We start from the raw sequence: 23,062 nt of genomic DNA on the forward strand, positions 1-23,062 counted from the left end.
AACTCAATCAGGAGCCCTCAGGTGTTTCAACTCAAAACGATTTTGGCAGGCTTTGCCACGGCGGCCCTGTTCGGATCTGCGGCATTGGCCGCGCCTTGCAGCGATACGGGGGCGCAATACGAAAGCTGGAAGCCGGTAATGGCCCAGGAGGCCGCCGCTGCAGGCGTGGGGGATCGTGGCATCGCCGCCCTCATGGGCAGCAGCTATGCCAGCAAGACCATCGGCGCGGACCGCAATCAGAAAAGCTTCAAATACTCGCTGCAAAAATTCATGCAGGTGCGCGGTGCCGATACGATCGTGTCGCAGGGCCGCAAGCGCAAGGCGCAGAGCGCCAGCTTCTACAGCGGGCTGGAGCAGCGTTATGGCGTGCCGGCCGGTGTGGTTCTGGCGATTCATGGCATGGAAACCGGCTTTGGCAACTTCATGGGCGACAGCAATGTGGTCTCGGCCATTGCCACCCTGGCCTATGATTGCCGCCGGTCGGATTTCTTCACCGATCACCTGATTGCCGCGCTGAAACTGGTCGATTCCGGGGTGATTTCGCCCAAATCGGTCGGCGCGAAACATGGCGAGGTCGGCCACACGCAATTCCTGCCCGGCAATGTGCTGCGCTATGGCGTGGATGGCGATGGCGACGGGCGGCTGGATCTGACCAAACAGGCCGATGCCCTTGCCTCCACTGCCAATTTCCTTGCGCAGAAAGGCTGGCGCCCCGGCGCGGGCTATCAGGAAGGCGAGCCGAATTTCGCCGTGATCAAGGAATGGAATGCGGCCACCGTCTATCAGCAGGCCATCGCGATCATGGGTGCGAAAATCGACGGGTGAGGATGCTTTTTCCTCTTGCGTGCGTCGGGCGGCTGACCTAAACAGCCGCCACGACAGGATGGCCCGTTCGTCTATCGGTTAGGACACCAGGTTTTCAACCTGGGAAGAGGGGTTCGACTCCCCTACGGGCTGCCACTTCTCTCGGTAAGTGATGCGTTTCAAAGGATTTTATTTCCTTCGACACCATTCTTTTTACCGAGGGCGTTTCCCTCCCACATCCTGTTGCCGACATACCTGCACAGGGCCGGACTGCCTCTCGGCCCGCCTCCCGCCGACACAGCCATCATTGACTTTGGCCCGGCTCTGCACTTCAAACGACAGACCGCTGGCCCTGAATGTTCCGGGGTGCGGGCGGTCAGGAAGGGCCCTTCATGTCGTCAAACACTGTGCCACCCGCCGCCGGAGATCTGCCGGCCCCGCCCGCGACGCTGGCGGATCTGGGCTGGCGCAGCTTTTTCGCGGATCAGCTGGAGGTCGCAGAGCGGGACACGGCGCTGATTGGCCGGGTCAATGCCGTGCACCGCTCGCGGCTGCATGTCATCGGGGTCGGGCTGGATGTGATGATTCCGCATTACGCCACGCTCGACGGCGATGCGACCGAGGTGGCGACGACCGGCGACTGGCTGCTGCTGGACCCGGATACGCAACTGGCACAGCGGCTGTTGCGGCGTGCCAGCCTGATCAAGCGGATCGCGCCGGGCCATGGCAGCAAGCTGCAACTGATCGCCGCCAATATCGACACGCTGTTCATCGTGACCTCCTGCAATCAGGATTTCAACGTCGCCCGGCTGGAGCGTTATCTGACCCTCGCCCATGAGGCCGAGATCACCCCGGTGATCGTGCTGACCAAATCCGATCTGGCGGCGGATCGGGCCGCCTTCCGGCAGGGGGCGGCGGATCTGCTGCCGGGGCTGGAGGTGGTCATCCTCGACGCCCGCGTGCCGCAGGATGTGGCGCAACTTGTGCCCTGGTGTGGCCGGGGGCAGACGGTGGCCTTTGTCGGATCCTCCGGTGTCGGAAAATCCACCTTGATCAATACCCTGACCGGCAGCGACCGAATCGCCACGCAGGGCCTACGCGAGGATGATGCGAAGGGCCGCCACACGACATCGGTGCGCCAGCTGCACCGGCTGCCCAGCGGCGGTTATCTTATGGACACGCCCGGCATGCGTGAATTGCAGCTGACCGAGGTGCAGCAGGGCATCGAAGATGTGTTCTCCGATATTTCCGATCTGTCGCGCACCTGCCGCTTCCACGATTGCCAGCACGAAAGCGAGCCGGGCTGTGCGGTGCGGGCGGCGATTGCAGCGGGCGAGATCGACGAAGAGCGGTTTCAGCGCTGGAAAAAGCTGGTGGCCGAAGATGCAGCCAATACAAAATCCCTGACCGACCGCCATATAAAAAACCGCAGCTTCGGGCGGATGGTCAAGGCCCCGAAAGGTGGCAAAGGCCCGAAAAAGGACCGTTATTAGGCCGGTGCCTTAAAATACCGGGGCAAGCCCGGTTAAAAGCGGGCGCTTTGAAATAGAACTCCCTGAAATGCAAAACGGGGGCAACCTGCGTTGCCCCCGTTTCAAATGCCTGCCCGAAAGGGCAATAAACTCACGCCAGAGCGAGGTTCATCGCGGATTCGCGGCCATTGCGGTCATTCTCGACATCATAGGTGACGGCCTGGCCGTCATTCAGCTGATGAATGCCAGCGCGTTCCAGCGCCGAGATATGCACGAAAACGTCCTTGGAGCCATGCGCCGGAGCGATGAAACCAAAACCTTTTGTTGCGTTGAACCATTTCACGGTGCCATTGGCCATCGTGATGTCTCCTATTCTATATGCCACCCGCAAAATGCAGCAGCCCGGCTCAGTGTCATCAGAAACGCGACTGAAGCCGTAAGGGGACAGAAGGTCGAAAGAAGATGCTTTGCCCCTCTCATATGCCTGCATATCCCCCACATTACAACCCCTGTTGCGAAATAAGATTTCGCACGACCCTTTTTGTACGAAATTTCAGATCCAGCCCCACAGCCGCCACCACAGATAATCGAGCGGCAAAAGAAGCAGCAGGGTCAGCGCCGCCAAAGGCAGGCTGATGCGGATCAGATGGCCGGGCTTTTCGCCCGCAAGCTGCATCGCCACCACCAGCGGCGCCACCTGATAAGGGAACAGCACGGTGGAAAAACCGATCACCTGCGTCATCAGCACGGTCTCGATCCCGAGGCCCGATTGCGTGGCCAGATCGGGGGCCAGCGGGGTCAGCACGGCGGGCACGCCCGGCACGGTGGCAATCAAGCCGGTCACCACCGACATCAGCGACAAGGACAGGAAGTTGAGCACGTCCCGCCCCGGTTCAAGCGGCAGCACCTGCTGCATGGCCCGCCCGATCTGCGCGCCAAGGCCGGATTGGTTGACCAGCGCCCCCAGCGCCAGGGCCCCCGCCACGAACAGCAGCAACCCGAAATCAACCGAAGTCTTGAAGCTGGCAGGGGCCACGACGCCGATGCGCGGCAGCAGCAGGATCACCGCTGTGGCAAGCCCGATCCAAGCCGGGTTGATGCCATGCAGCGCATCGGTCATCCACAGGACCAGCGTCACCAGCAGCACCGCCGCGACGCGCAGTTGCACCGCCGTCGATGCGCCCGCCCCACGCGGTGCCGGATCGGGCGCTTGCCCGCCCTGCGCAATCCGGTCCGGGAACAGCCGCAGCACCAGCGCCACGACCAGCGCGGCTTTCAGGATCCCCAGCACCGGGTAATGCAGCAACAGGTAATCGGTATAACCAAAGCTGACATGGTGGATCGTCTCGGCCGCACCCGACAGGATCATGTTGGGGATATTCGCGGGCAGGATGGCAAAACTGGGCAGATTGCACCCCAGCGCCAGCACCACGGCAATGCCGATCCGGCCATTCGACCCCTTGCCGAAGCCGCAGCGATCGGCCAGCGCCATGCCGATCGGCACCAGAACCACCGCCCGCCCCACCGAGGAGGGCATCAGGAACCCCAGCGCCATGGCCGCCAGCATCAGCCCACCCAGCATCTGCGCATAACTGCCGCGCAGCAGCGGTGCCATCAGATCGGCCAGCCGTGTCCCCAACCCCGAGGCGCTGATCGCTGCCCCGATCACAAAGCCCGACACGATCAGCCAGACAGCCGCCGAGGCAAAGCCCGCGAACACCAGATCCGGCGTTGCCAGCCCGAAGATCAGCGTCAGCGCGAAAAAGATCAGGCTGGCCAGATAGGGCAGCACCGCCCCCGTGGTCCACAGGACCAGCGTCAGCAGCACAACCGCAAACACCGCGCCCTGCCCCGCTGCCAGCCCGGAGACCGGCAGCAGCGCCAGCCCCACTGCGGCGGCGATCACCGCCGCCATTGATATCTGCATCCATCCGAATGTTGCGGTCATGGCCTGCGCTCCTTCTCTGTCCCACCGCCAGACTAGCCGCAGCGCGCGATCTGCGTTAGACCGACAACATGACAACAGATGTCGATAAAGCGCCAACCTTCGTGCCCAGCACGATTGCCTATGTCGAAGACCCGGCCCGCCCGGTGCTGACCCATGCCCGCACCCTGAAAGCCGGGGCCAGCGTACATCCGCATCGCCATCCGCGCGGGCAATTGCTGTGGGCGTGGCACGGGGTGATGCGGGTGATCTGCGACGGCGCGGTCTGGATCGTGCCCGCCAGCCATGCCGTCTGGGTGCCCGGCGGAACGCTGCACCATATCGTGACCGAAACCGAGGTGCGCATCCGCAATCTGTATGTCGATGCCTCGCGGCGGGTGCGGGCCGAACCGGATGTGCTGCTGCTGACGCCGCTGCTGCGCGAGGTGATCCTGCGGCTGGTATCGGGCGCGGAGGAAGATGCCGCCGCCGCCCGGCATCAGCGCCTGTGCGAGGTGGCGCTGGATGAAATCGCGGGCCTGCCTGCCGCCCCGCTCAGCCTCGCAGGCGGGCAGGATCCGCGTCTGGTGCGGCTGACCGGGCATCTGGGGCGGCAGCCGGCCGATCCGCGCGGGCTGAAGGAACTGGCTGCGCTATCCGGGGCCAGCCCTCGCACGATGGAACGGCTGTTCCGGCAGGAGACCGGCCTGACCTACCGGCAATGGCGCAGCCAGAGGAAGCTGCTTGCCGCCATCGAACGTCTGGGCCATGGCGAAAGCAGCACCAGCATCGCCTATGCGCTGGGCTATCACAGCCCCAGCGCCTTTGTGGCCGCCTTCCGCGCACATTTCGGCCAGCCACCGCAGAGCTTTCTGCCCGGCTGACCGCAGTGCCTCAGGCGGCCCTCAGACCCCGGTCACGCGCCAGATCACATCGCCCACATCATCGGCCATCAACAACGAGCGTTTGTCCGGCCCGATGGTCACGCCAACCGGGCGACCATAAGAGGTCTTTTCATCCGCTGACAGGAAACCCCACAGGATGTCGCGCGGCGGGCCAGAGGGGCGGCCACCGCTGAACGGCACGAAGATCAGCTTATACCCGCTGAGCTTTGAGCGGTTCCACGATCCGTGCTGGCCGATCACCATGCCATCGGGGAAGCCCGGCAAGGTGCCTTCGGGCATCCAGCACAGCCCCAGCGAGGCGGTATGCCCGCCCAGCGCATAGTCCGGCGTGATCGCCCGGGCGACCAGAGCCGCGTCCTGCGGCACCCGGTCATCGACCGTCCGGCCCCAATAGCAATAGGGCCAGCCGTAGAACCCGCCATCCTGCACCGAGGTCAGGTAATCCGGCGGCGTCTCGTCGCCCAGACCGTCGCGTTCGTTCACCACCGTCCACAGCGCGCCGGTGACCGGCTCCCACGCCATGCCCACCGCATTGCGCAGCCCCGAGGCGAAGATGCGCGCGGCCCCGCTGGCAATATCCAGCTCCCAGATCGCGGCGCGGCCTTCTTCGGCCTCCATGCCCTCGTCGCCGATATTGCTGAGCGAGCCGACCCCGGCATAGATCCGGCGGCGGTCGGGCGACACGATCAGGCTGCGGGTCCAGTGCCCGCCCGGCTTGAACGTCACCAGCTTGCGCCCCGGCCCCTCCAGCCGCGTCGCCCCGTCCTGATAGGGGAAGGCCACGATGCCATCGGTATTGCCGACGTAAAATGTGCCATCGACCAGCGCCATGCCGAAGGGCTGGTTCTGCCCCTCCAGAAACGCCTCGCGCGTTTCGGCCACGCCATCACCATCGGCATCACGCCACAGGCTGATGCGGTTGGCGCTGATGCCCAGTGCGCGGGCGCGCCGCATGGTGGCCTGCGTCGCCCGGTCCATCAGGCTTTTGGGCGGGCTGGCCTGCTGCAAGGCCTCGGCCACCAGCACGTCCCCATTGGGCAGCACTTCGATCCAGCGCGGGTGTTGCAGCCCCGTCGCAAAGGCATTGACCCGCAGGCCTGCCGCCGCGACGGGCACCTGCCCCGGTGCCCAGCCCTGCGCCGTCGGCATTTTCAGGGTCATGATGCCCTGCTTTTTCGCGTCGGGGATGGTCGGGGCCGTGCCCACCGCCACCGTATTCGGTGCCCCGAACCGCCGCAGCAATACCATTGCCCCGCCCACAATGGCCGTCGCCCGTGCCAGAAAATCCATGCCGTGCCCCTGATGATGTTTGTCTGCAACCTAGCGCAGGTCGAGAGGGGGTCAAAGGGTCAAATCGGGGCCATTGTCCCGCCCGGCCTGCGCTTTGGGCAAGCGCAGCGCCCGTCCCCCCGCTATACTGGCCGCTGACCCCGCGTTTACGCTTTGGAAGAGATGCCTTTATGACCATCACACAGCAGGACGATCTGGACGGGATGCAGGAGATTGGCCGGATCGTCGCCAATACCTTGCAGGCCATGACAAAAGCGGTCGAACCCGGCATGACGACGCGCGAGCTGGACGAGATCGGGCGCGCCTTGCTGGAGCGGGACGGCGCGTTGTCGGCCCCGCAGTCCACCTATGCGTTTCCGGGCACGACCTGTATCAGCGTCAATGAGGAAATCGCGCATGGCATCCCCGGTGATCGGCGGATTGCGGTGGGGGACCTGGTCAATATCGACGTGTCCGCCTCGAAGAACGGTTATTTTGCCGATACCGGCGCCACCTGCCGGATCGGTCCGCAGCGCCCGGCGCTGGACCGGCTGTGCCGCGATGGCAAACGCGCCATGCAGATCGGGATTGCGCAGGTCGGCGCGGGCAAGCCGCTGGCGGGTATTGGCCGCGCCATCGGGCGCTTTGCCTCGGATCGCGGCTATACGCTGATCCGCAATCTGGCGAGCCATGGCGTCGGGCGGGCCCTGCATGAATATCCCGAAGAGATCGCCACCTGGCCCGCGAACGGCGACAAGCGCCGCATCAGCAAGGGGCTTGTGCTGACGGTAGAGCCGTTCCTGTCACTGGGCGGGCTCTGGGCGACTGAGGGCAAGGATGGCTGGACGCTGTACAGCGAACCCGCAGCGCCGGTTGTGCAATATGAACACACGGTGGTTGCCACGGATCGCGGCGCGCTGGTGCTGACGCTGCCGGGCTGAACCCTTTGCCTCACAGGGGGCGACACGCTGCCGCCCCCTCTGCGCCGGTTACAGCGTGCCTGCGCTCATTTCGCGGGCGATGTGGTCGGCCTGCCGGATCGCCAGCGCCACGATGGTCAGCGTCGGGTTTTCCGCCGCGCCGCTGGTGAATTGCGACCCGTCCGAGATGAACAGATTGGCAATGTCATGCGTCTGGCCCCATTTGTTCACCACCCCGTCGCGCGGGTTTTCCGACATGCGGTTGGTCCCGAGATTGTGGGTAGAGGGATAGGGCGGCGTCGGGAAGGCGCGTGTCGCCCCCACCGCCTCGTAGATCGCCATGCCCTGCTGATAGGCATGGTTGCGCATCGCAATGTCATTGGCGTGATCGCTGAAATGCACATCCGGGGCAGGCAGGCCATACTGGTCTTTCAACACGCCATTCAGGGTGACGCGGTTGGTTTCCTGCGGCATATCCTCGCCCACGATCCACATGCCGGCCATGTTTTCATACTGATCCAGCGCCGAGGTGAATTCACGCCCCCAGCCCCCCGGATCGAGGAAGGCCGCCATGAAGGGCAGACCAAGGCTCAGCGTTTCCAGCTCGTAGCCGCCGACGAAACCGCGCGCCGGATCATGGCGCGCCTCGTCCTGCACGATGCCCGCCATGGTGGTGCCCCGCCACATGCGGACCGGCTTGTCGAACACCGCATAGACCGATCCGGTGACATGGCGCATGTAATTGCGCCCCACCTGACCGGAGCTGTTCGCCAGCCCGTCGGGGAACATGGACGAGGCCGAATTGAGCAACAGCCGCGGGCTTTCGATGGTGTTGCCTGCGACGCAGACGATGCGCGCTTTCTGCACATGCTGGTTGCCGTCCTTGTCGGCATAAAGCACCCCCGTCACCTTGCCGGTGTCGTCATGTTCGATCTTCAGAACATGGGCGCGGTCGCGCACCTCCAGATTGCCGGTCGCCTCGCCATTCGGGATCTCGGTATAGGCGGCCGACCATTTTGCCCCCCATTTGCAGCCCTGAAAGCAGAAACCGGTCTGCTGGCAGGCGGGGCGTCCGTCGCGCTCGACCGAGTTGATGGCCATGCGCCCGGTATGGACTTCCTTATAGCCCAGCGCCTGTGCGCCTTTCTCCAGCACCTTGTAATTGTTGTTGCCCGGCAGGCCCGGACGGTCGCCGGTGCGGGTGACGCCCAGCTTTTCCTCGGCCTTGTCATACCAGGGGGCCATCTCGTCGCCGTCAATCGGCCAGTCGATCAGGTTCGCGCCATCCACGCGGCCATAGGTGCTGAGCGGCTTCCATTCATGTTTCTGAAACCGCAACGAGGCCCCGGCCCAGTGGATCGTGGTGCCGCCCACAGCCTTGACGATCCAGGCAGGCAAGCCCGAGAAATCCTTGGCCACGCGCCAGTCGCCCGAGGTGCTGCGCGGATCAAGCCAGCTCAGTTGGCTGAACGCATCCCATTCGTCATTCAGATAATCTTCGGGCAGGTAGCGCCCGCCCGCCTCCAGCGCCACAACCTTCACGCCCTTTTGCGCCAGTTCATTGGCCAGCACGCCGCCCCCGGCGCCGGTGCCGACGATCACCACCACGGAGTCGTCGTTCAGTTCGAATTTCGCAACCATCGGATCGCCTCCTTACAGCCAGTTGATGTCGTCAAAACCGCGGTCGATATACCCGCCCTGGCTGAAGCTTTCGCCTTCATAGCCAAACAGCGGCCAGACGGCCTTCTGGTTGTAAAGCCCGGTCACCAGCCCGCCACGCACCGTCTGGAAAAAGGCGCTCTGCTCCATGCCGCGCAGCAGCGCCACACGGTCTTTCTCCCATCCGATGGCCAGATAGCTGGCATGGCCCGCGCCCTGGGCTGCGGCATTCAGCGCGGCGATGCCAGCCTCGATGGCCGGGGCGGCCTCGGCGGTGTCATAACCTTTCACGGCAACAGCGTAGAATTCATCCGCCAGATGGTCATGCGGATAGATGTCCCGCGCCATCTGGATCAGGGTCGCCATCGATTCAGGCGCCAGCACCGTGGTTTCCAGCGCCCAGGCGGCATTGCCCCCGGCCACGAACCCCGCGCCCACCATGAAACTGGCCCCGGCCGCGACCGACCGCGCCAGCAACTGGCGGCGGGTCAGGCCTTTTTTTGTCTGTTCCTGCATAGTCTCTCCTCCCAAAGAGTTCTGGCTGACACAGGGACCGGCTCCTCTTCCGGTCCCTGCTGGCTGGCATCAGAGGTAGCGGCCTCCCCGGTTCAGAACTTCGATCTGATAGCCATCGGGGTCGGCAATGAAGAAAAAGCGCGCGATCACCGTGCCGCCGGGGGCGAAATCCACCAGCTTGCGCGGGGCAAGCCCCGCTGCGGTCAGCCGCGCATGTTCGGCATCGACATCCGTCACCGACACCGCCAGATGGCCGTAGCCATCGCCCAGCGCATAGGGTTCCGTCCGGCCCTTGTTGACCGTCAGCTCCAGCTCGAATCCGGTTTCGGCATTCGAGAGATAGATCAGGGTGAATGTTTCAAAATCCAGCCGCTCCGCGACCTTGAGCCCGAAGGCCTGATCGTAGAACGCCACTGACCGTGCCTCGTCCAGGACACGGATCATGCTGTGAATGGCCTTTGCCAAGGCTGCCTCCTTCTGTCGTCATCGCAAGTCTGCGTTCTGAAACAGTGGAAGCTGCCGGGCGGCTGCGGGTAGTAGGGTGATACTACGCCCGCATTTTATGCCCCGTCCTGTCAGGCGGTTACCCCGGCACGGGGATCAGCTGGCGGCGGCGGCGCTGCGGCGTGGTTCGGCACGGCGATCCATATGGATCAGGCAGGCACAGCGCAGCAGCGAGGTGAAGTTTTCCGGCTCTCCGCGCAATTGCAGCACTTCGGAATGCAGTTTCGACACGAAGGCCGGGGTGGAACTGCCCTCGACCGCCGCGATCTCGTCGATGATGTCCCAGAAGGCGCGCTCCAGCCGGATGCTGGTGCTTTGGCCATTCAGCCGCAACCGCCGTGTGATGCTTTCATATCTTGCGGGTTCCTGCCCCGCGAATACCTGGCACATGGTCTCCCTCCCCCGAACACCCGGACCCTGACCGGGTCTGTGGGAATCCTAGGCGCAATCGCGACGCGTGGCACCCCCTCTCGGGTCGCAGATCGGTGAATTCTGCGTGCTTGCCAGACGGCGAGAGCTTAAAATTGCGGCATACCCGCGATAACCGCCACCGATACAGGCAAAACCGCCAAAGATGACGGCCCGTTTCGCGCGCGCGCTTCCCAAACGCGCAGCCATGGCAGGATTGGACAAAGCCCCTTTGCTGCGGATCGGGATCACCATGCCCTCCACCCTGTCGATCATCGTCGTGGAAAAGGACCGCGAGCGCGCCTTGCGGATCGTCGATGCGCTGAAGGATGCGGGCGATCTGCACATCACGGTGATTGCCGACGAGGCCGGGCTGGCGCGGCGCATTGCCGAACACAAGCCCGATGTGGTGCTGATCGACATTGCCAGCCCCTCCCGCGATGTGCTGGAGGAGTTGACGCTGGCCTCCGGCCCGTTGGAACGTCCGGTGGCGATGTTCGTTGATCGGTCCGACACCGGCCTGACCCGCGCCGCAATCGAGGCCGGGGTCAGCGCCTATGTGGTGGACGGGCTGCGCCCCGACCGGATCAAGCCGATCCTGGATGCCGCCATCGCGCGCTTTCACATGTTCCAGCGGATGCGCACCGAACTGGCCACCACCAAGGCGGCACTGGAAGAACGCAAGGTGATCGACCGGGCCAAGGGCATCGTGATGCGGGCCAAGGGAATCGGCGAGGATGAGGCTTATGCCCTGATCCGCCGCACCGCGATGGATCAGGGCAAACGCATCGTCGATGTGGCGCAGGCGCTGGTCACGGCGGCGGAGCTGCTGAAATGACGCGTGCGCTGCCCTTGGGGTTCATTCCGCTGGTCGATGCCGCACCGCTGATCATAGCCGCCGAACTGGGCTTTGCCGAGGAAGAAGGGCTGGCCGTCAGCCTGCACCGCGCCGCCAGCTGGTCGATGCTGCGCGACATGCTCGATTTCGGGCAGGTGGATGCGGCGCAGATGCTGTCGGTGGTGCCGGTGGCCCGTGCGCTGGGGCTTGGCGGCGGCACGGTGCCGCTGGAAGCGCCGATGGTGCTGTCGCTCAACGGGCAGGTGTTGGGGCTTTCGGCGCGGCTGGCGGCGGCGATGCGGGCGACCGGCCTGCCCTTCCGCTTTGGCGAGGCGCGGGCGGCTGGGCTGGCGCTGGCCGCCACGCCGATCCGCATTGGCGTGCCCTTCCCGTTTTCGATGCAGGCAGCTCTGGTGCAGTATTGGCTGGCCCATGCCGCCCCCGCCGCACAGGTCACCATCCGCACCGTGCCGCCCCCCCGCATGGCCGAGGCGCTGGCCGCAGGCGAGGTGGATGCGTTCTGCGTGGGCGAGCCCTGGGGCAGCCATGCGGTCGAGGTGGCGGGGGCGGAACTGCTGCTGCCCGGTGCCGCGATCTGGAGCCAGGCACCGGAAAAGGTGCTGGCGACCCGCGCCGGCTGGTGCGAGGCCGAACCTGATCTGGCGGGGCGTTTGCTGCGGGCGCTGTGGCGTGCCGCGCGTTGGCTGGGCGATGCCGCCAACCGCGTCACCGCCGCCGAACTGCTGGCCCGCCCCGCCCATCTGGGCATCGCGGCAGAGCTGATCGACCGGGCGCTGACCGGCCGTCTGCTCATCACCCGCGCCGGGGCCGAAGAAGCCGTGCCGCAGTTTCTGGAGTTTCACGCGGGGGCGGCCAATTTCCCATGGCGCAGTCAGGCGGCCTGGATCGGGGCCGATCTTGCCGCCCGCCACGGGCTTGCGCCGGATGCGGCCATCGCCGCCGCCCGCGCCACCTTTCGCAGCGATCTGTTCCGCCTGCACCTAGGCCCCGCCGGGGCGGTGCTGCCCCGCGCCTCGGACAAGGCAGAGGGGATGCTGACCGCCGCCGAAGCCGTGCCCGCCGTGAAGGGCACGCTGATTCTGGCGCGCAACCGTTTCTTTGACGGCCAGATTTTCGACCCCGCCGCCCCGCAACGCTGAAAAAACAGGCAGCTTTCGCCGCATCGCGGCATTTGTCCCTTTCACCATGCCGCAGCTGCAAACCGACGCTTGACCCAACCTCGACCGGACCACATCCTGATCTCAAGACGGAGCAATGGCGTTCCGTTTCCCCCCGAAAGCTCGGGACACAGGCAAGGCCGCCTGACACGTCGCAGGGATTTTTCCTGCGGTGCTGTCTGCGGCCTTTTTCGCATTTCCCACCCCGTTCACAGGATACCCCGCCATGACCCTCACCGCCCGGATTCTGCTGGCCACCACGCTGCTCGCCTCGCCCGCTGTCGCCGTGACCCCCGATATTGAAAAAGACGAACTGACCCTTGGTTTCATCAAGCTGACAGATATGGCCCCGCTGGCGATTGCCAAGGAAAAGGGCTTTTTCGAAGAGGAAGGGCTGTATGTCACCCTCGAGGCGCAATCGAACTGGAAAGTGCTGCTCGACCGGGTGATCGCGGGCGAGTTGGATGGCGCGCATATGCTGGCAGGCCAGCCGATTGCCGCCACCATCGGCTATGGCACCAAGGGCGCGGTGGTCACGCCGTTTTCGATGGATCTGAACGGCAATGCCATCACCGTGTCGAACGCGGTCTGGCAGGCGATGAAACCGGCCCTGCCGCTGGGCGCCGATGGCAAGCCCGCCCACCCGATCAGCGCCGCCGCACTCAAGCCGGTGATCGAGGCCTATGCCAATGACGGCAAGCCCTTCAATCTGGGCATGGTGTTTCCGGTCTCCACCCATAATTACGAACTGCGCTTCTGGCTGGCGGCAGGCGGCATCCATCCGGGGCTGTATTCAGCGGATGATGTCTCGGGCCAGATCGGTGGCGATGTGCTGATTTCGGTGACACCGCCGCCGCAGATGCCCGCCACGCTGGAGGCCGGCACGATTGATGGCTATTCCGTGGGTGAGCCATGGAACCAGGCCGCTGTCGCCAAGGGCATCGGCGTGCCGGTGATCACCGACACGGACATCTGGAAGAACAACCCCGAAAAGGTGTTCGGCCTGACGGCAGAGTTTGTCGATGCCAACCCCAATACCACGCTGGCGCTGACCAAGGCGCTGATCCGCGCCGCGATCTGGCTGGACGAGGGCGACAATGCCAACCGCGCCGAGGCGGTCGAGATCCTCAGCCGTGCGGAATATGTCGGGGCGGATGCGGCGGTGATCGGCAATTCGATGACCGGCACCTTTGAATACGAGGCAGGCGACACCCGCCCCGCCCCCGATTTCAACGTGTTCTTCCGCTACAACGCGACCTTCCCCTATTACTCGGACGCGGTGTGGTATCTGACCCAGATGCGCCGCTGGGGCCAGATCACCGAGGCAAAGCCCGATGGCTGGTATGATGAGACCGCGAAATCGGTCTACAAACCCGATCTCTACAAGGCCGCCGCCGAAGCCCTGATTGCCGAGGGCAAGGCCAGCGCCGATCAGTTCGACTTTGATGCCGATGGCTATCGCGCGCCCAGCGCCGAATTCATCGACGGCGTCAGCTACGACGGCACCCGCCCCAACGCCTATATCGACAGCCTGAGCATCGGGCTGAAAGGCGCGCAAACCGTTGCCGGCGGCGAAATCGTCAACTGATCCCTGCCTCCCCTCCCAGGCCCATTCGCCAAGGATAGCCCCATGACCTCCATCGACCCCGCCGCCCTGCCGGAAGATTCCGCCCAAAGCCGCGAACTGCGCCTTGCCAATCTGTCGCGCCTGATCACGCGCTGTGATCCGTGGTTCCGCGCGCTTGGCCTTGGTTTCCTCAGCCCGGTGTGGCGCATGTTGATCGGCGACAACCCGCGCGGCCAGATCGCCGATCTGTGGCGGCTGGCCGGGGTTCCGGTGCTGGCGATTGCGGGTTTCCTCGCACTCTGGGCCACGCTGGCGCCGATGGTGCAAACCTCGCTTGGGGCCATTCCCGGCCCGGCGCAAGTCTGGGAGCAGGCGCAGGTGCTGCATGCCGATTCCCGCGCCGCTGGGGTGAAAGAGGCCGAATTCTACGCCCGTCAGGCCGACAAGAACGCCGAACTGGTGGCGGCGGGCAAGGCGGATGAGGTGAAGGACCGCGCCTATACCGGCAAGCCTACCTATTACGCACAAATTGCCACCTCGATCAAAACCGTGTTCTTCGGCTTTCTGATCGCCACGGCCATCGCGGTGCCGCTGGGCATCGTGTCGGGCCTTTCGCCGCTGGCCAATGCCGCCATCAACCCGGTGGTGCAGATCTTCAAGCCGGTCTCGCCGCTGGCCTGGCTGCCGATCGTCACAATGGTCGTCTCGGCCCTCTATGCGGGCGGCGATGGCGGCATGTCGAAAAGCTTTCTGATCTCGGCAGTGACGGTGACGCTGTGTTCGCTGTGGCCGACGCTGATCAACACCGCGCTGGGCGTCGCCTCGATCGACAAGGATCTGGTCAATGTGGGCCGTGTGCTGAAGCTTGGCCCGTGGAAAAAGATCACCCGGCTGGTACTGCCTTCAGCGCTGCCGCTGATCTTCACCGGGTTGCGCCTGTCGCTGGGCGTGGGCTGGATGGTGCTGATCGCCGCCGAGATGCTGGCGCAGAACCCCGGTCTGGGCAAGTTCGTCTGGGATGAATTCCAGAACGGATCCGAGCAAAGCCTCGCGCGCATCATGGTGGCGGTGCTGACCATCGGCATCATCGGCTTCCTGCTCGACCGGGTGATGTTCGCGCTGCAATCCGCCTTCACCTTTTCAGCAAACCGGTGAGCGCCATGGCAATCCTTGAACTCGATATGGTTTCCAAAGGCTATGGCGATACGCCGGTGCTGAAAAACCTGAGCCTTGCGGTGGAGGAAGGCGAATTTCTGGCGATCCTCGGCTTTTCCGGCACCGGCAAGACCACGCTGATGAACCTGATGGCCGGGCTGGTGCTGCCCGACCGGGGCGAGCTGCGCTTTCGCGGCAAGCCGGTCACCGGGCCGGGGCCGGAACGCGGGCTGGTGTTCCAGTCCTATGCGCTGATGCCCTGGCTGACGGTGGCGGGCAATATCGGTCTGGCGGTCGATGCGGTGCATGGCCACAAGCCAAAGGCCGAACGCGCGGCGCTGGTGACGCGCTACATCCAGATGGTCGGGCTGGCCCATGCCGCCGACCGTCGCCCGGCAGAGCTTTCAGGCGGGATGCGGCAGCGGGTGGCGGTGGCGCGCGCGCTGGCGATGCAGCCCGATGTGCTGCTGATGGACGAGCCGCTGTCGGCGCTGGACGCGCTGACCCGCGCCAATGTTGCCGCCGAAATCGAGGCGATCTGGGCGGCGGACAAGCGCACCGTCGTGTTGATCACCAATGATGTGGACGAGGCGCTGGTTCTGGCCGACCGCATCCTGTGCCTGAACCCCGATGGCAGCCTTGGCGCGGCCTTTCCGGTCGATCTGCCCCGCCCGCGCAACCGTAGCGTGATGACCGAGGACGCACATTTCAAGGTGCTGCGCGCCGAGGTGACGGCCTATCTGATGGATGTGGGCATTGCCGCCAAACTGCCCGAAACCCGCAGCCTGCCCAATGTCACCCCGCGCCATGCCATGCCCAAGGCCTATGCGCAGGCGGCCAAAAGCTTCACCGATGACCGCTATCTGCACTATTCGCAGCTGCACAAGATCTATGCCACGCCGAAAGGCCCGCTGACCGTGGTGGAGGATTTCAGCCTCACCCTGAAAAAGGGCGAGTTCGTCAGCCTGATCGGCCATTCCGGCTGCGGCAAATCCACCGTGCTGACGATGACGGCGGGGCTGAACAGCATTTCCAAGGGCGCGATCAAGCTGGACGGGGTGCATGTGGAAGGCGCAGACCCCGAACGTGCCGTGGTGTTCCAGTCGCCCAACCTGTTCCCCTGGCTGACCGCCAAGGAGAATGTGGCGATCGGGGTGGACAAGGTCTACCCCAAGGCCAGCCAGGCCGAACGGCAAGAGGTGGTGGAATATTATCTGGAGCGGGTGGGCCTCGCCGATGCGATGGACCGCTCTGCCGCAGATATGTCCAACGGCATGCGCCAGCGCGTCGGCATCGCCCGCGCCTTCGCGCTGTCGCCCAAGCTGCTGCTGCTGGATGAACCCTTCGGCATGCTGGACAGCCTGACCCGCTGGGAATTGCAGGAAGTGCTGATGGAAGTGTGGTCGCGCACCAAGGTGACCGCCGTCTGCGTCACGCATGATGTGGATGAGGCGATCCTGCTGGCCGACCGCGTGGTGATGATGACCAACGGCCCGCGCGCCACCATCGGCAAGATCACCGAGGTGAACCTGCCGCGCCCGCGCAGCCGCAAAGACCTGCAAAACCATGCGGACTATTACCATTACCGGGCCGAAGTGCTGGAATTCCTTGCGGAATATGAGCATGGCGCCAAAAAGAAGGATGCTGCGTGATGATCCCTGGCACAGCCGAACGCAAAACCGAGAAACTTGTCGTCATCGGGGCCGGCATGGCCTCAGGCCGGGTTCTGGAACATCTGATGACCGAGGCGCCGGGCGCCTTTGACGTGACCCTGTTCAATGCCGAACCGCGCGGCAATTACAACCGCATCATGCTGTCGCCCGTGCTGTCGGGCGAAAAGACCTATGCCGAGATCGTGACCCATGATGACGACTGGTATGCGCAGCAGGGCATCGACTGCCGCTTTGGCGAAAGCATCGTCAAGATCGACCGCGCCAACAAGGTGGTCTATTCCAACGCGGGTGGCGTGCCCTATGACAAGCTGGTGATCGCCACCGGCTCGGCCCCCTTCATCATCCCGGTGCCGGGCAAGGATCTGCCCGGCGTTGTCAGCTACCGCGACCTTGACGATACGAACACGATGATCGCCGCCGCCCGACCGGGTGCGCAGGCGGTTGTCATTGGCGGCGGGCTTCTGGGGCTGGAAGCCGCTGCCGGGCTGGCGCTCCGGGGCATGGAGGTCACGGTGATCCATCTGATGGGTCATCTGATGGAGCGCCAGCTGGATCCTTCGGCGGGTTACCTTTTGCAAAAGGCGCTGGAAGCACGCGGCATCCGCATCCATTGCAAGGGCGCGACCAAGGCCATTCTGGGCACCGACCGGGTGGAGGCGGTGGCGCTGGAGGATGGCACCGTCTACGGCGCCGATCTTGTGGTGATGGCGGTGGGCATCCGCCCGGAAACCCGCATCGCCACCGATGCGCATCTGGAGGTGGCGCGCGGCATCACCGTCGATGATGCGCTGCGCACCTCTGACCCGGCGATCTGGGCGGTGGGCGAATGTGTGGAACATGACAAACAGCTGTTTGGTCTGGTCGCGCCCTTGTACGATCAGGCCAGGGTGGTGGCGGCCTCGCTTCTGGGCCACGAGGCCGCCTTCCGCCCGGTGCAGACGGCCACCAAGCTGAAAGTCACCGGCTGCGATCTGTTCAGCGCCGGGGATTTCGCCGAAGGGCCGGGCCGCGAGGATATCGTGTTCCGCGATCCGGGGCGCGGCGTCTACAAACGGCTGGTGATCGAGGGCGACAGGCTCATCGGCGCGGTGATGTATGGCGATACCGCCGATGGCGGCTGGTTCTTCGGGCTGATCAAGGATGGCACCGATATTTCCGCCATGCGCGACACGCTGATCTTTGGTCCGGCCTTTCAGGGGGGCCCCTCCGCGGACCCTTTGGCAGCCGTTGCAGCCTTGCCGCCTGAGGCGGAAATCTGTGGCTGCAACGGCGTCTGCAAAGGCAAGATCGTCTCGGCCATCGAAGGCGGGGCCACCACATTGGACGCGGTGCGCGCCCAGACCAAGGCCAGTTCATCCTGTGGCACCTGCACCGGACTGGTGGAGCAGGTTCTGGCGGTGACGATGGGCGATGCCTTCGTGCTGCCCACGGCGCAGCCGATGTGCAAATGCACCCGGCACACCCATGAGGATGTGCGGCGGCTGATCAAGGCGCAGGGGCTGAAGTCGATCCCGGCGGTGATGCAGGAACTGGGCTGGACCTCGGTCGGCGGCTGCGCCTCCTGCCGCCCGGCGCTGAACTATTACCTGCTGTCGGACTGGCCGCTGGACTATACCGATGACCGGCAGGCGCGCTTCGTGAACGAACGCAACCACGCCAATATCCAGAAGGACGGCACCTATTCGGTGGTGCCGCGCATGTGGGGCGGTGTCACCACCCCGGACGAGCTGCGCGCGATTGCCGATGCGGCAGACCGCTACAATGTGCCGATGGTCAAGGTGACGGGCGGCCAGAGGATCGACCTGCTGGGCGTCCGCAAAGAGGATCTGCCTGCGATCTGGGCCGATTTCAACGCGGCGGGCATGGTGTCGGGCCATGCCTATTCCAAAGGGCTGCGCACGGTCAAAACCTGTGTCGGATCCGAATTCTGCCGCTTTGGCACGCAGGACAGCACCGGGCTTGGCATCCGGCTGGAAAAGCACCTCTGGGGATCGTGGACGCCCGCCAAGGTCAAGCTGGGGGTTTCGGGCTGCCCGCGCAACTGCGCCGAGGCCACCTGCAAGGACATCGGCATCGTCTGTGTCGACAGCGGTTATCAGATCAGTGTGGCCGGGGCGGCGGGCATGGATGTGAAGGAAACCGAGTTGCTCTGCACCGTCGCCACCGAAGACGAGGTGATGGAGATCGTGTCGGCCTTTGTGCAGCTTTACCGCGAAAACAGCCGCTACCTGCACCGCATCTACAAATTCGTGGCCAAGACCGGCCTTGACTGGTGCAAGGCGCAGGTCGTCGCGGATCTGGACAACCGCCGCGCCCTCGCCGCCCGGTTCGAGCTGAGCCAATCCGTCTACCGCACCGACCCCTGGGCCGAACATGCCGCGCCGCGCGAACGCGCCAAGTGGCAGCCTTTGGCCGATCTTTCGCTGGAGGCCGCAGAATGACCCGTTATCTGGATATCGGCCCGCTGGACGACATTCCGCGCGAAGGTGCGCGGGTGGTAAAAACCGCGATGGGCTGCGTTGCCGTCTTTCGCACCGCGACCGATGCGGTGTTCGCGCTGGATGACCGCTGCCCGCACAAGGGCGGCCCGCTGTCCGAAGGCATCGTGCATGGCACCTCGGTCACCTGCCCGCTGCATGCCTGGGTGTTCGACATGGGCACCGGCGCCGCACAGGGCGCGGATGAGGGTCAGGTGGCCACCTATGACGTGCGGGTGGAGGCCGGGCGTGTCCTGCTCGACACCAGCCGCATTCTGCGGGAGCGCGCGGCATGACAGATCCGCGCGATGCCGGGCAGACCCTGACCGACGGGCAGACCGGGCGACAGGCGGAAGCCATCCGCACCACCTGCCCCTATTGCGGTGTGGGCTGCGGCGTGCTGGCCCGGCAGACCGCGCAGGGCTGGGAGATCGCGGGCGACCCCGATCACCCGGCCAATATGGGACGGCTCTGCTCCAAAGGTGCCGCGCTGGGCGAAACGCTGGGGCTTGAGGGGCGTCTGCTCGCGCCGCAGATCCATGGGCAAGAGGCCAATTGGGATACGGCGCTGGATCTGGTAGCGGCCAAGTTCCGCGCAGCGATTGACACCCACGGGCCGGATGCGGTGGCCTTCTATGTGTCCGGTCAATTGCTGACCGAGGATTATTATGTCGCCAACAAGCTGATGAAGGGCTTCATCGGCAGCGCCAATATCGACACCAATTCGCGGCTCTGCATGGCATCCTCGGTCGCGGGCCATCGCCGCGCCTTTGGCACCGATACCGTGCCGGGGCTCTATGAGGATCTGGAACAGGCGGATCTGGTGGTGCTGGTCGGCTCCAATCTGGCGTGGTGCCATCCGGTGCTGTTCCAGCGCCTTGTCGCCGCCAAGGCGGCACGGCCCGCGCTGCGGGTGGTGGTGGTCGATCCGCGCCGCACCGCCAGCTGCGATCTGGCCGATCTGCATCTGGCGCTGGCCCCCGGCAGCGATGCCGCCCTGTTCAACGCGTTGCTGGTGCATCTGGCCGACAGCGGCAAGGTGGATGCCGACTTTATAAACAACATCAATGGGTTTGACGCAGCTCTTGAAGCGGCGCGTCAAGAAGATTCCGCCCGCTGCAACCTGCCGCAGGCCGATCTGGAGGCCTTCCTTGCCCTTTGGGCGGGCACGCAGAAGGTGGTGACGGTCTATAGTCAGGGCATCAACCAATCCGCCTCGGGCAGCGACAAGGTGAATGCCATTCTCAACTGCCATCTGGCGACCGGGCGCATTGGTCGGCCCGGCATGGGGCCGTTTTCGGTGACGGGGCAACCCAATGCGATGGGCGGGCGTGAAGTGGGCGGGCTTGCCAATATGCTCGCCTGCCATCTGGAGCTGGAGGTCCCCGCCCACCGCGCCGCCGTGCAGACCTTCTGGGCCGCCCCCGCCATGCCCGAAACACCCGGCCTCAAGGCGGTGGACATGTTCCGCGCGGTCGAGGCCGGAACAATCAAGGCGCTGTGGATCATCTGCACCAACCCCGCCGTGTCGATGCCTGATGCCGATCGGGTGGCGCGGGCGATTGCCTCATGCGATTTTGTGGTGGTCAGCGACATGATGGCTTCGACCGATACCACCCGGCTGGCGCATGTGCTGCTGCCCGCAACTGGCTGGGGAGAAAAGGATGGCACCGTCACCAATTCCGAACGCCGGATCAGCCGCCAGCGCGCGCTGCGCCCCGCCGCAGGGCAGGCAAGGCATGATTGGCAGATCCTGGCCGAGGTTGGCCGCCGCATGGGCTGGGCCGAGGCTTTCGCCTGGGACTATCCGGCCCAGATCTTTGCCGAACATGCAGCACTCTCGGGCATCGCCGGCGCCCTGGGCAGCGATTTCGACATTTCCGACCATGCGGGCATCAGCAGCGCCGGGTTCGACGCGCTGGCACCGTTTCTCTGGCCCGCCAATCCGCGCCAGCGCGGCGGGCGTTTCTTTGCCGAGGGGCGGTTTCACACCGCCGATGGCCGGGCGCGGATGCTGCCGATCACCGCGCGCACGCCGCAGCCCACCGATGCGGCACATCCGTTCCGCCTGAACACCGGCCGGGTGCGCGACCATTGGCATACGATGACGCGGACCGGCCTGTCGGCCCGGCTCAGCCAGCATCTGGCCGAACCCTATCTGGAGATCCATCCCCACGATGCAGCGGCACTGGGCCTTGCCGCCGCCAGCCTTGCCGAAGTGACCAGCCCGCAGGGCCGGGCCGTGCTGCGCGTGCTGATCAGCGACAAGGTGGCCCCCGGCCATCCCTTCGCCCCGATCCACTGGAGCGGCGAAACCGCCCCCACGGGCCGGGTTGATGCGCTGGTGCCCGCGATCACCGATCCGGTGTCGGGCCAGCCCGACAGCAAGGCCGCCGTGGTGGCGATTGCACCCTTTCCGGCGGCCTGGTTCGGCTATGCGGTGACCGCGCAGGATCTACGCCCCGATTGCGCCTATTGGGCGCGGGCCACGCTGGGCCATGGCGGGTGGCGCTACGAACTGGCGGGCACCCATTGCCCCGACGATTGGGGCCGCGAGGCCCGCCGCCTGCTGTCGGTGCCCGACAGTGCGGCGATGCAGGCCTATAGCGACCCGGCGCGCGGCCAGCATCGCATGGTCTTTACCGAGACAGGCCGCCTGATCGCCGCGCTGTTCATCGACCGCCAGCCGGTTGCCGTGGCGCGCGACCACCTTGCCAGCCTGATCGGGGCCGAACCCGAGCGTGATGCGCTGGCAGGCCGCCCTGCCGCAGATCGCCCCGATCCGGGGGCCACGGTCTGCGCCTGTTTCAACGTGGGGGTCAATACGCTGGCCCGCGCCATTGCCGAACAGGGGCTGCTCAGCGTCGAGGCCATCGGTGACGCACTGAAAGCTGGCACGAATTGCGGCTCCTGCCGCCCCGAAATCAAGGCGCTGATCGCCCGCCACAGCCCCGCAATGAAGGAGGCCGCCGAATGAGCCTGCTGCCCGATCCACACCGCCTGCACGCCGGGGCCAGCCCGCGCGGCACGCTCAGCCTTGTGGGCGCAGGCCCCGGTGCCGCCGATCTGCTGACCCGGCGCGCGCTGGACCGGATCGCCCGCGCCGATCTGGTGCTGCATGACCGGCTGATCGACCCGGAGGTTCTGGCGCTGATCCCGCCTGCCGCTCGCCGGATCGACGTGGGCAAGGCGGTCGGGGCCAATGCCTGGCCGCAGGCGCGGATTGATGCGCTGATCGTGGCCGAGGCGCTGGCCGGGGCGCGAGTGGTGCGGCTGAAATCCGGGGATCCGTCGATCTTTGGCCGCGCCGCCGAAGAAATCGCCGCAGCACAGGCCGCAGGCATCCCGGTTGACATCGTGCCGGGCATCACCGCCGCTTCGGCTGCCGCCGCCAGCCTGTTGCAGCCGCTGACCGAACGGGGCCGGTTCGACCGGCTGGTGCTGGCCACCGCCACCGATGCGGCGGGTGGGCTGACGGCGCGGCTGACCGCCAGCATCGTGCCCGGCACGCAGCTTGTGCTGTATATGGCGATGCAGCATCTGGCCGAGATCGAACAGGCGCTGCTGGCGCATGGGCTGCCCGCCGACATCCCGATCACTCTTGTCGCGCGCTGCGGCACCGCCCAGGAAGCGCGGCTGGCGACGCCCTTGGCCGGTCTGGCCCGCGCCGCGCGCCACGCGGGCCTGCGCAACCCGGCGGTGATCTTCGTGCCGGTGCCGAAAGCCGGGGCCGCGCTGTGGCCTCAGCCCCCCGCCCGGCAGGAAATGCACGCCTGACCGCGCAGGCCGCGCT

At 65.4% G+C, this 23,062-nt stretch carries 20 protein-coding genes and 1 tRNA gene; 14 read left to right on the top strand and 7 right to left on the bottom strand.

The window, feature by feature from the left end; translation table 11 throughout:
- Positions 1-66: 66 nt before the first annotated feature.
- The 3 genes from KM031_RS02775 to rsgA all read left to right on the top strand — a co-directional run bounded on the left by KM031_RS02775 (position 67) and on the right by rsgA (position 2,297).
- Complete coding sequence (locus tag KM031_RS02775; protein ID WP_260692150.1) at positions 67-825, top strand: lytic murein transglycosylase; 759 nt, start codon at positions 67-69, stop codon at positions 823-825.
- A gap of 60 nt (positions 826-885) precedes the next feature.
- Positions 886-960: transfer RNA gene (locus tag KM031_RS02780), tRNA-Glu, on the top strand.
- Positions 961-1,196: 236 nt separating this feature from the next.
- On the top strand, positions 1,197-2,297 hold the full coding sequence (rsgA, locus tag KM031_RS02785) for a ribosome small subunit-dependent GTPase A (protein ID WP_215503042.1): 1,101 nt from the start codon (positions 1,197-1,199) through the stop codon (positions 2,295-2,297).
- A gap of 130 nt (positions 2,298-2,427) precedes the next feature.
- Here rsgA and KM031_RS02790 read toward each other — a convergent pair whose 3' ends face one another.
- Positions 2,428-2,634, bottom strand: a complete 207-nt coding sequence (locus KM031_RS02790; RefSeq protein WP_215503043.1) for a cold-shock protein — start codon at positions 2,632-2,634, stop codon at positions 2,428-2,430.
- A gap of 195 nt (positions 2,635-2,829) precedes the next feature.
- Positions 2,830-4,224 carry an SLC13 family permease gene (locus tag KM031_RS02795; RefSeq protein WP_215503044.1) on the bottom strand — a complete coding sequence of 465 codons (1,395 nt, stop codon included), beginning with the start codon at positions 4,222-4,224 and terminating at the stop codon, positions 2,830-2,832.
- Positions 4,225-4,292: 68 nt separating this feature from the next.
- Here KM031_RS02795 and KM031_RS02800 point away from each other — a divergent pair, with 68 nt between their 5' ends.
- Positions 4,293-5,084: an AraC family transcriptional regulator gene (locus KM031_RS02800; protein WP_215503045.1), complete on the top strand. Its 792-nt coding sequence runs from the start codon at positions 4,293-4,295 to the stop codon at positions 5,082-5,084.
- Between the two features lie 21 nt (positions 5,085-5,105).
- Here KM031_RS02800 and KM031_RS02805 read toward each other — a convergent pair whose 3' ends face one another.
- On the bottom strand, positions 5,106-6,395 hold the full coding sequence (locus KM031_RS02805) for a PQQ-dependent sugar dehydrogenase (RefSeq protein ID WP_215503046.1): 1,290 nt from the start codon (positions 6,393-6,395) through the stop codon (positions 5,106-5,108).
- Between the two features lie 170 nt (positions 6,396-6,565).
- Here KM031_RS02805 and map point away from each other — a divergent pair, with 170 nt between their 5' ends.
- Complete coding sequence (gene map, locus KM031_RS02810; RefSeq protein ID WP_215503047.1) at positions 6,566-7,315, top strand: type I methionyl aminopeptidase; 750 nt, start codon at positions 6,566-6,568, stop codon at positions 7,313-7,315.
- A gap of 48 nt (positions 7,316-7,363) precedes the next feature.
- Here the strand turns inward: map and KM031_RS02815 are convergent, their stop codons facing one another.
- The 4 genes from KM031_RS02815 to KM031_RS02830 all read right to left on the bottom strand — a co-directional run bounded on the left by KM031_RS02815 (position 7,364) and on the right by KM031_RS02830 (position 10,363).
- Positions 7,364-8,935 carry a GMC family oxidoreductase gene (locus tag KM031_RS02815; RefSeq protein WP_215503048.1) on the bottom strand — a complete coding sequence of 524 codons (1,572 nt, stop codon included), beginning with the start codon at positions 8,933-8,935 and terminating at the stop codon, positions 7,364-7,366.
- 12 nt (positions 8,936-8,947) lie between these two features.
- On the bottom strand, positions 8,948-9,469 hold the full coding sequence (locus KM031_RS02820; protein WP_215503049.1) for a Twin-arginine translocation pathway signal: 522 nt from the start codon (positions 9,467-9,469) through the stop codon (positions 8,948-8,950).
- A gap of 69 nt (positions 9,470-9,538) precedes the next feature.
- On the bottom strand, positions 9,539-9,934 hold the full coding sequence (locus KM031_RS02825) for a VOC family protein (protein ID WP_215503050.1): 396 nt from the start codon (positions 9,932-9,934) through the stop codon (positions 9,539-9,541).
- A 135-nt stretch (positions 9,935-10,069) separates the two neighbouring features.
- Positions 10,070-10,363, bottom strand: coding sequence for a ribbon-helix-helix domain-containing protein (locus tag KM031_RS02830; RefSeq protein ID WP_215503051.1), 294 nt, complete (start codon positions 10,361-10,363; stop codon positions 10,070-10,072).
- 271 nt (positions 10,364-10,634) lie between these two features.
- On the opposite strand from KM031_RS02830, the gene KM031_RS02835 reads away from it, so the two are divergent.
- The 9 genes from KM031_RS02835 to cobA all read left to right on the top strand — a co-directional run bounded on the left by KM031_RS02835 (position 10,635) and on the right by cobA (position 23,046).
- Positions 10,635-11,219, top strand: coding sequence for an ANTAR domain-containing response regulator (locus tag KM031_RS02835; RefSeq protein WP_215503912.1), 585 nt, complete (start codon positions 10,635-10,637; stop codon positions 11,217-11,219).
- On the top strand, positions 11,216-12,379 hold the full coding sequence (locus KM031_RS02840) for a CmpA/NrtA family ABC transporter substrate-binding protein (RefSeq protein WP_215503052.1): 1,164 nt from the start codon (positions 11,216-11,218) through the stop codon (positions 12,377-12,379). The genes KM031_RS02835 and KM031_RS02840 overlap by 4 nt, the downstream gene beginning before the upstream one ends.
- Positions 12,380-12,623: 244 nt before the next feature.
- Positions 12,624-13,985: a CmpA/NrtA family ABC transporter substrate-binding protein gene (locus KM031_RS02845; RefSeq protein WP_215503053.1), complete on the top strand. Its 1,362-nt coding sequence runs from the start codon at positions 12,624-12,626 to the stop codon at positions 13,983-13,985.
- Positions 13,986-14,027: 42 nt separating this feature from the next.
- Entirely contained in the window at positions 14,028-15,119 is a 1,092-nt protein-coding gene (locus KM031_RS02850; RefSeq protein WP_215503054.1) for an ABC transporter permease, read from the top strand.
- Between the two features lie 5 nt (positions 15,120-15,124).
- The gene (locus KM031_RS02855; RefSeq protein ID WP_215503055.1) at positions 15,125-16,771 is read left to right on the top strand and encodes an ABC transporter ATP-binding protein; all 1,647 of its coding nucleotides are present in this window, start codon (positions 15,125-15,127) and stop codon (positions 16,769-16,771) included.
- The gene (gene nirB, locus KM031_RS02860) at positions 16,771-19,233 is read left to right on the top strand and encodes a nitrite reductase large subunit NirB (protein WP_215503056.1); all 2,463 of its coding nucleotides are present in this window, start codon (positions 16,771-16,773) and stop codon (positions 19,231-19,233) included. The genes KM031_RS02855 and nirB overlap by 1 nt, the downstream gene beginning before the upstream one ends.
- The gene (gene nirD / locus KM031_RS02865) at positions 19,230-19,565 is read left to right on the top strand and encodes a nitrite reductase small subunit NirD (RefSeq protein ID WP_215503057.1); all 336 of its coding nucleotides are present in this window, start codon (positions 19,230-19,232) and stop codon (positions 19,563-19,565) included. The genes nirB and nirD overlap by 4 nt, the downstream gene beginning before the upstream one ends.
- A complete protein-coding gene (locus KM031_RS02870; RefSeq protein ID WP_215503058.1) occupies positions 19,562-22,246 on the top strand; it encodes a nitrate reductase in 2,685 nt (894 codons plus the stop codon). Before nirD ends, KM031_RS02870 begins: the two co-directional genes overlap by 4 nt.
- Positions 22,243-23,046, top strand: a complete 804-nt coding sequence (gene cobA / locus KM031_RS02875; protein WP_215503059.1) for a uroporphyrinogen-III C-methyltransferase — start codon at positions 22,243-22,245, stop codon at positions 23,044-23,046. The genes KM031_RS02870 and cobA overlap by 4 nt, the downstream gene beginning before the upstream one ends.
- Positions 23,047-23,062 lie beyond the last annotated feature (16 nt).

The sequence above is a fragment of the Gemmobacter fulvus genome (assembly GCF_018798885.1).
Taxonomy (GTDB): domain Bacteria; phylum Pseudomonadota; class Alphaproteobacteria; order Rhodobacterales; family Rhodobacteraceae; genus Gemmobacter; species Gemmobacter fulvus.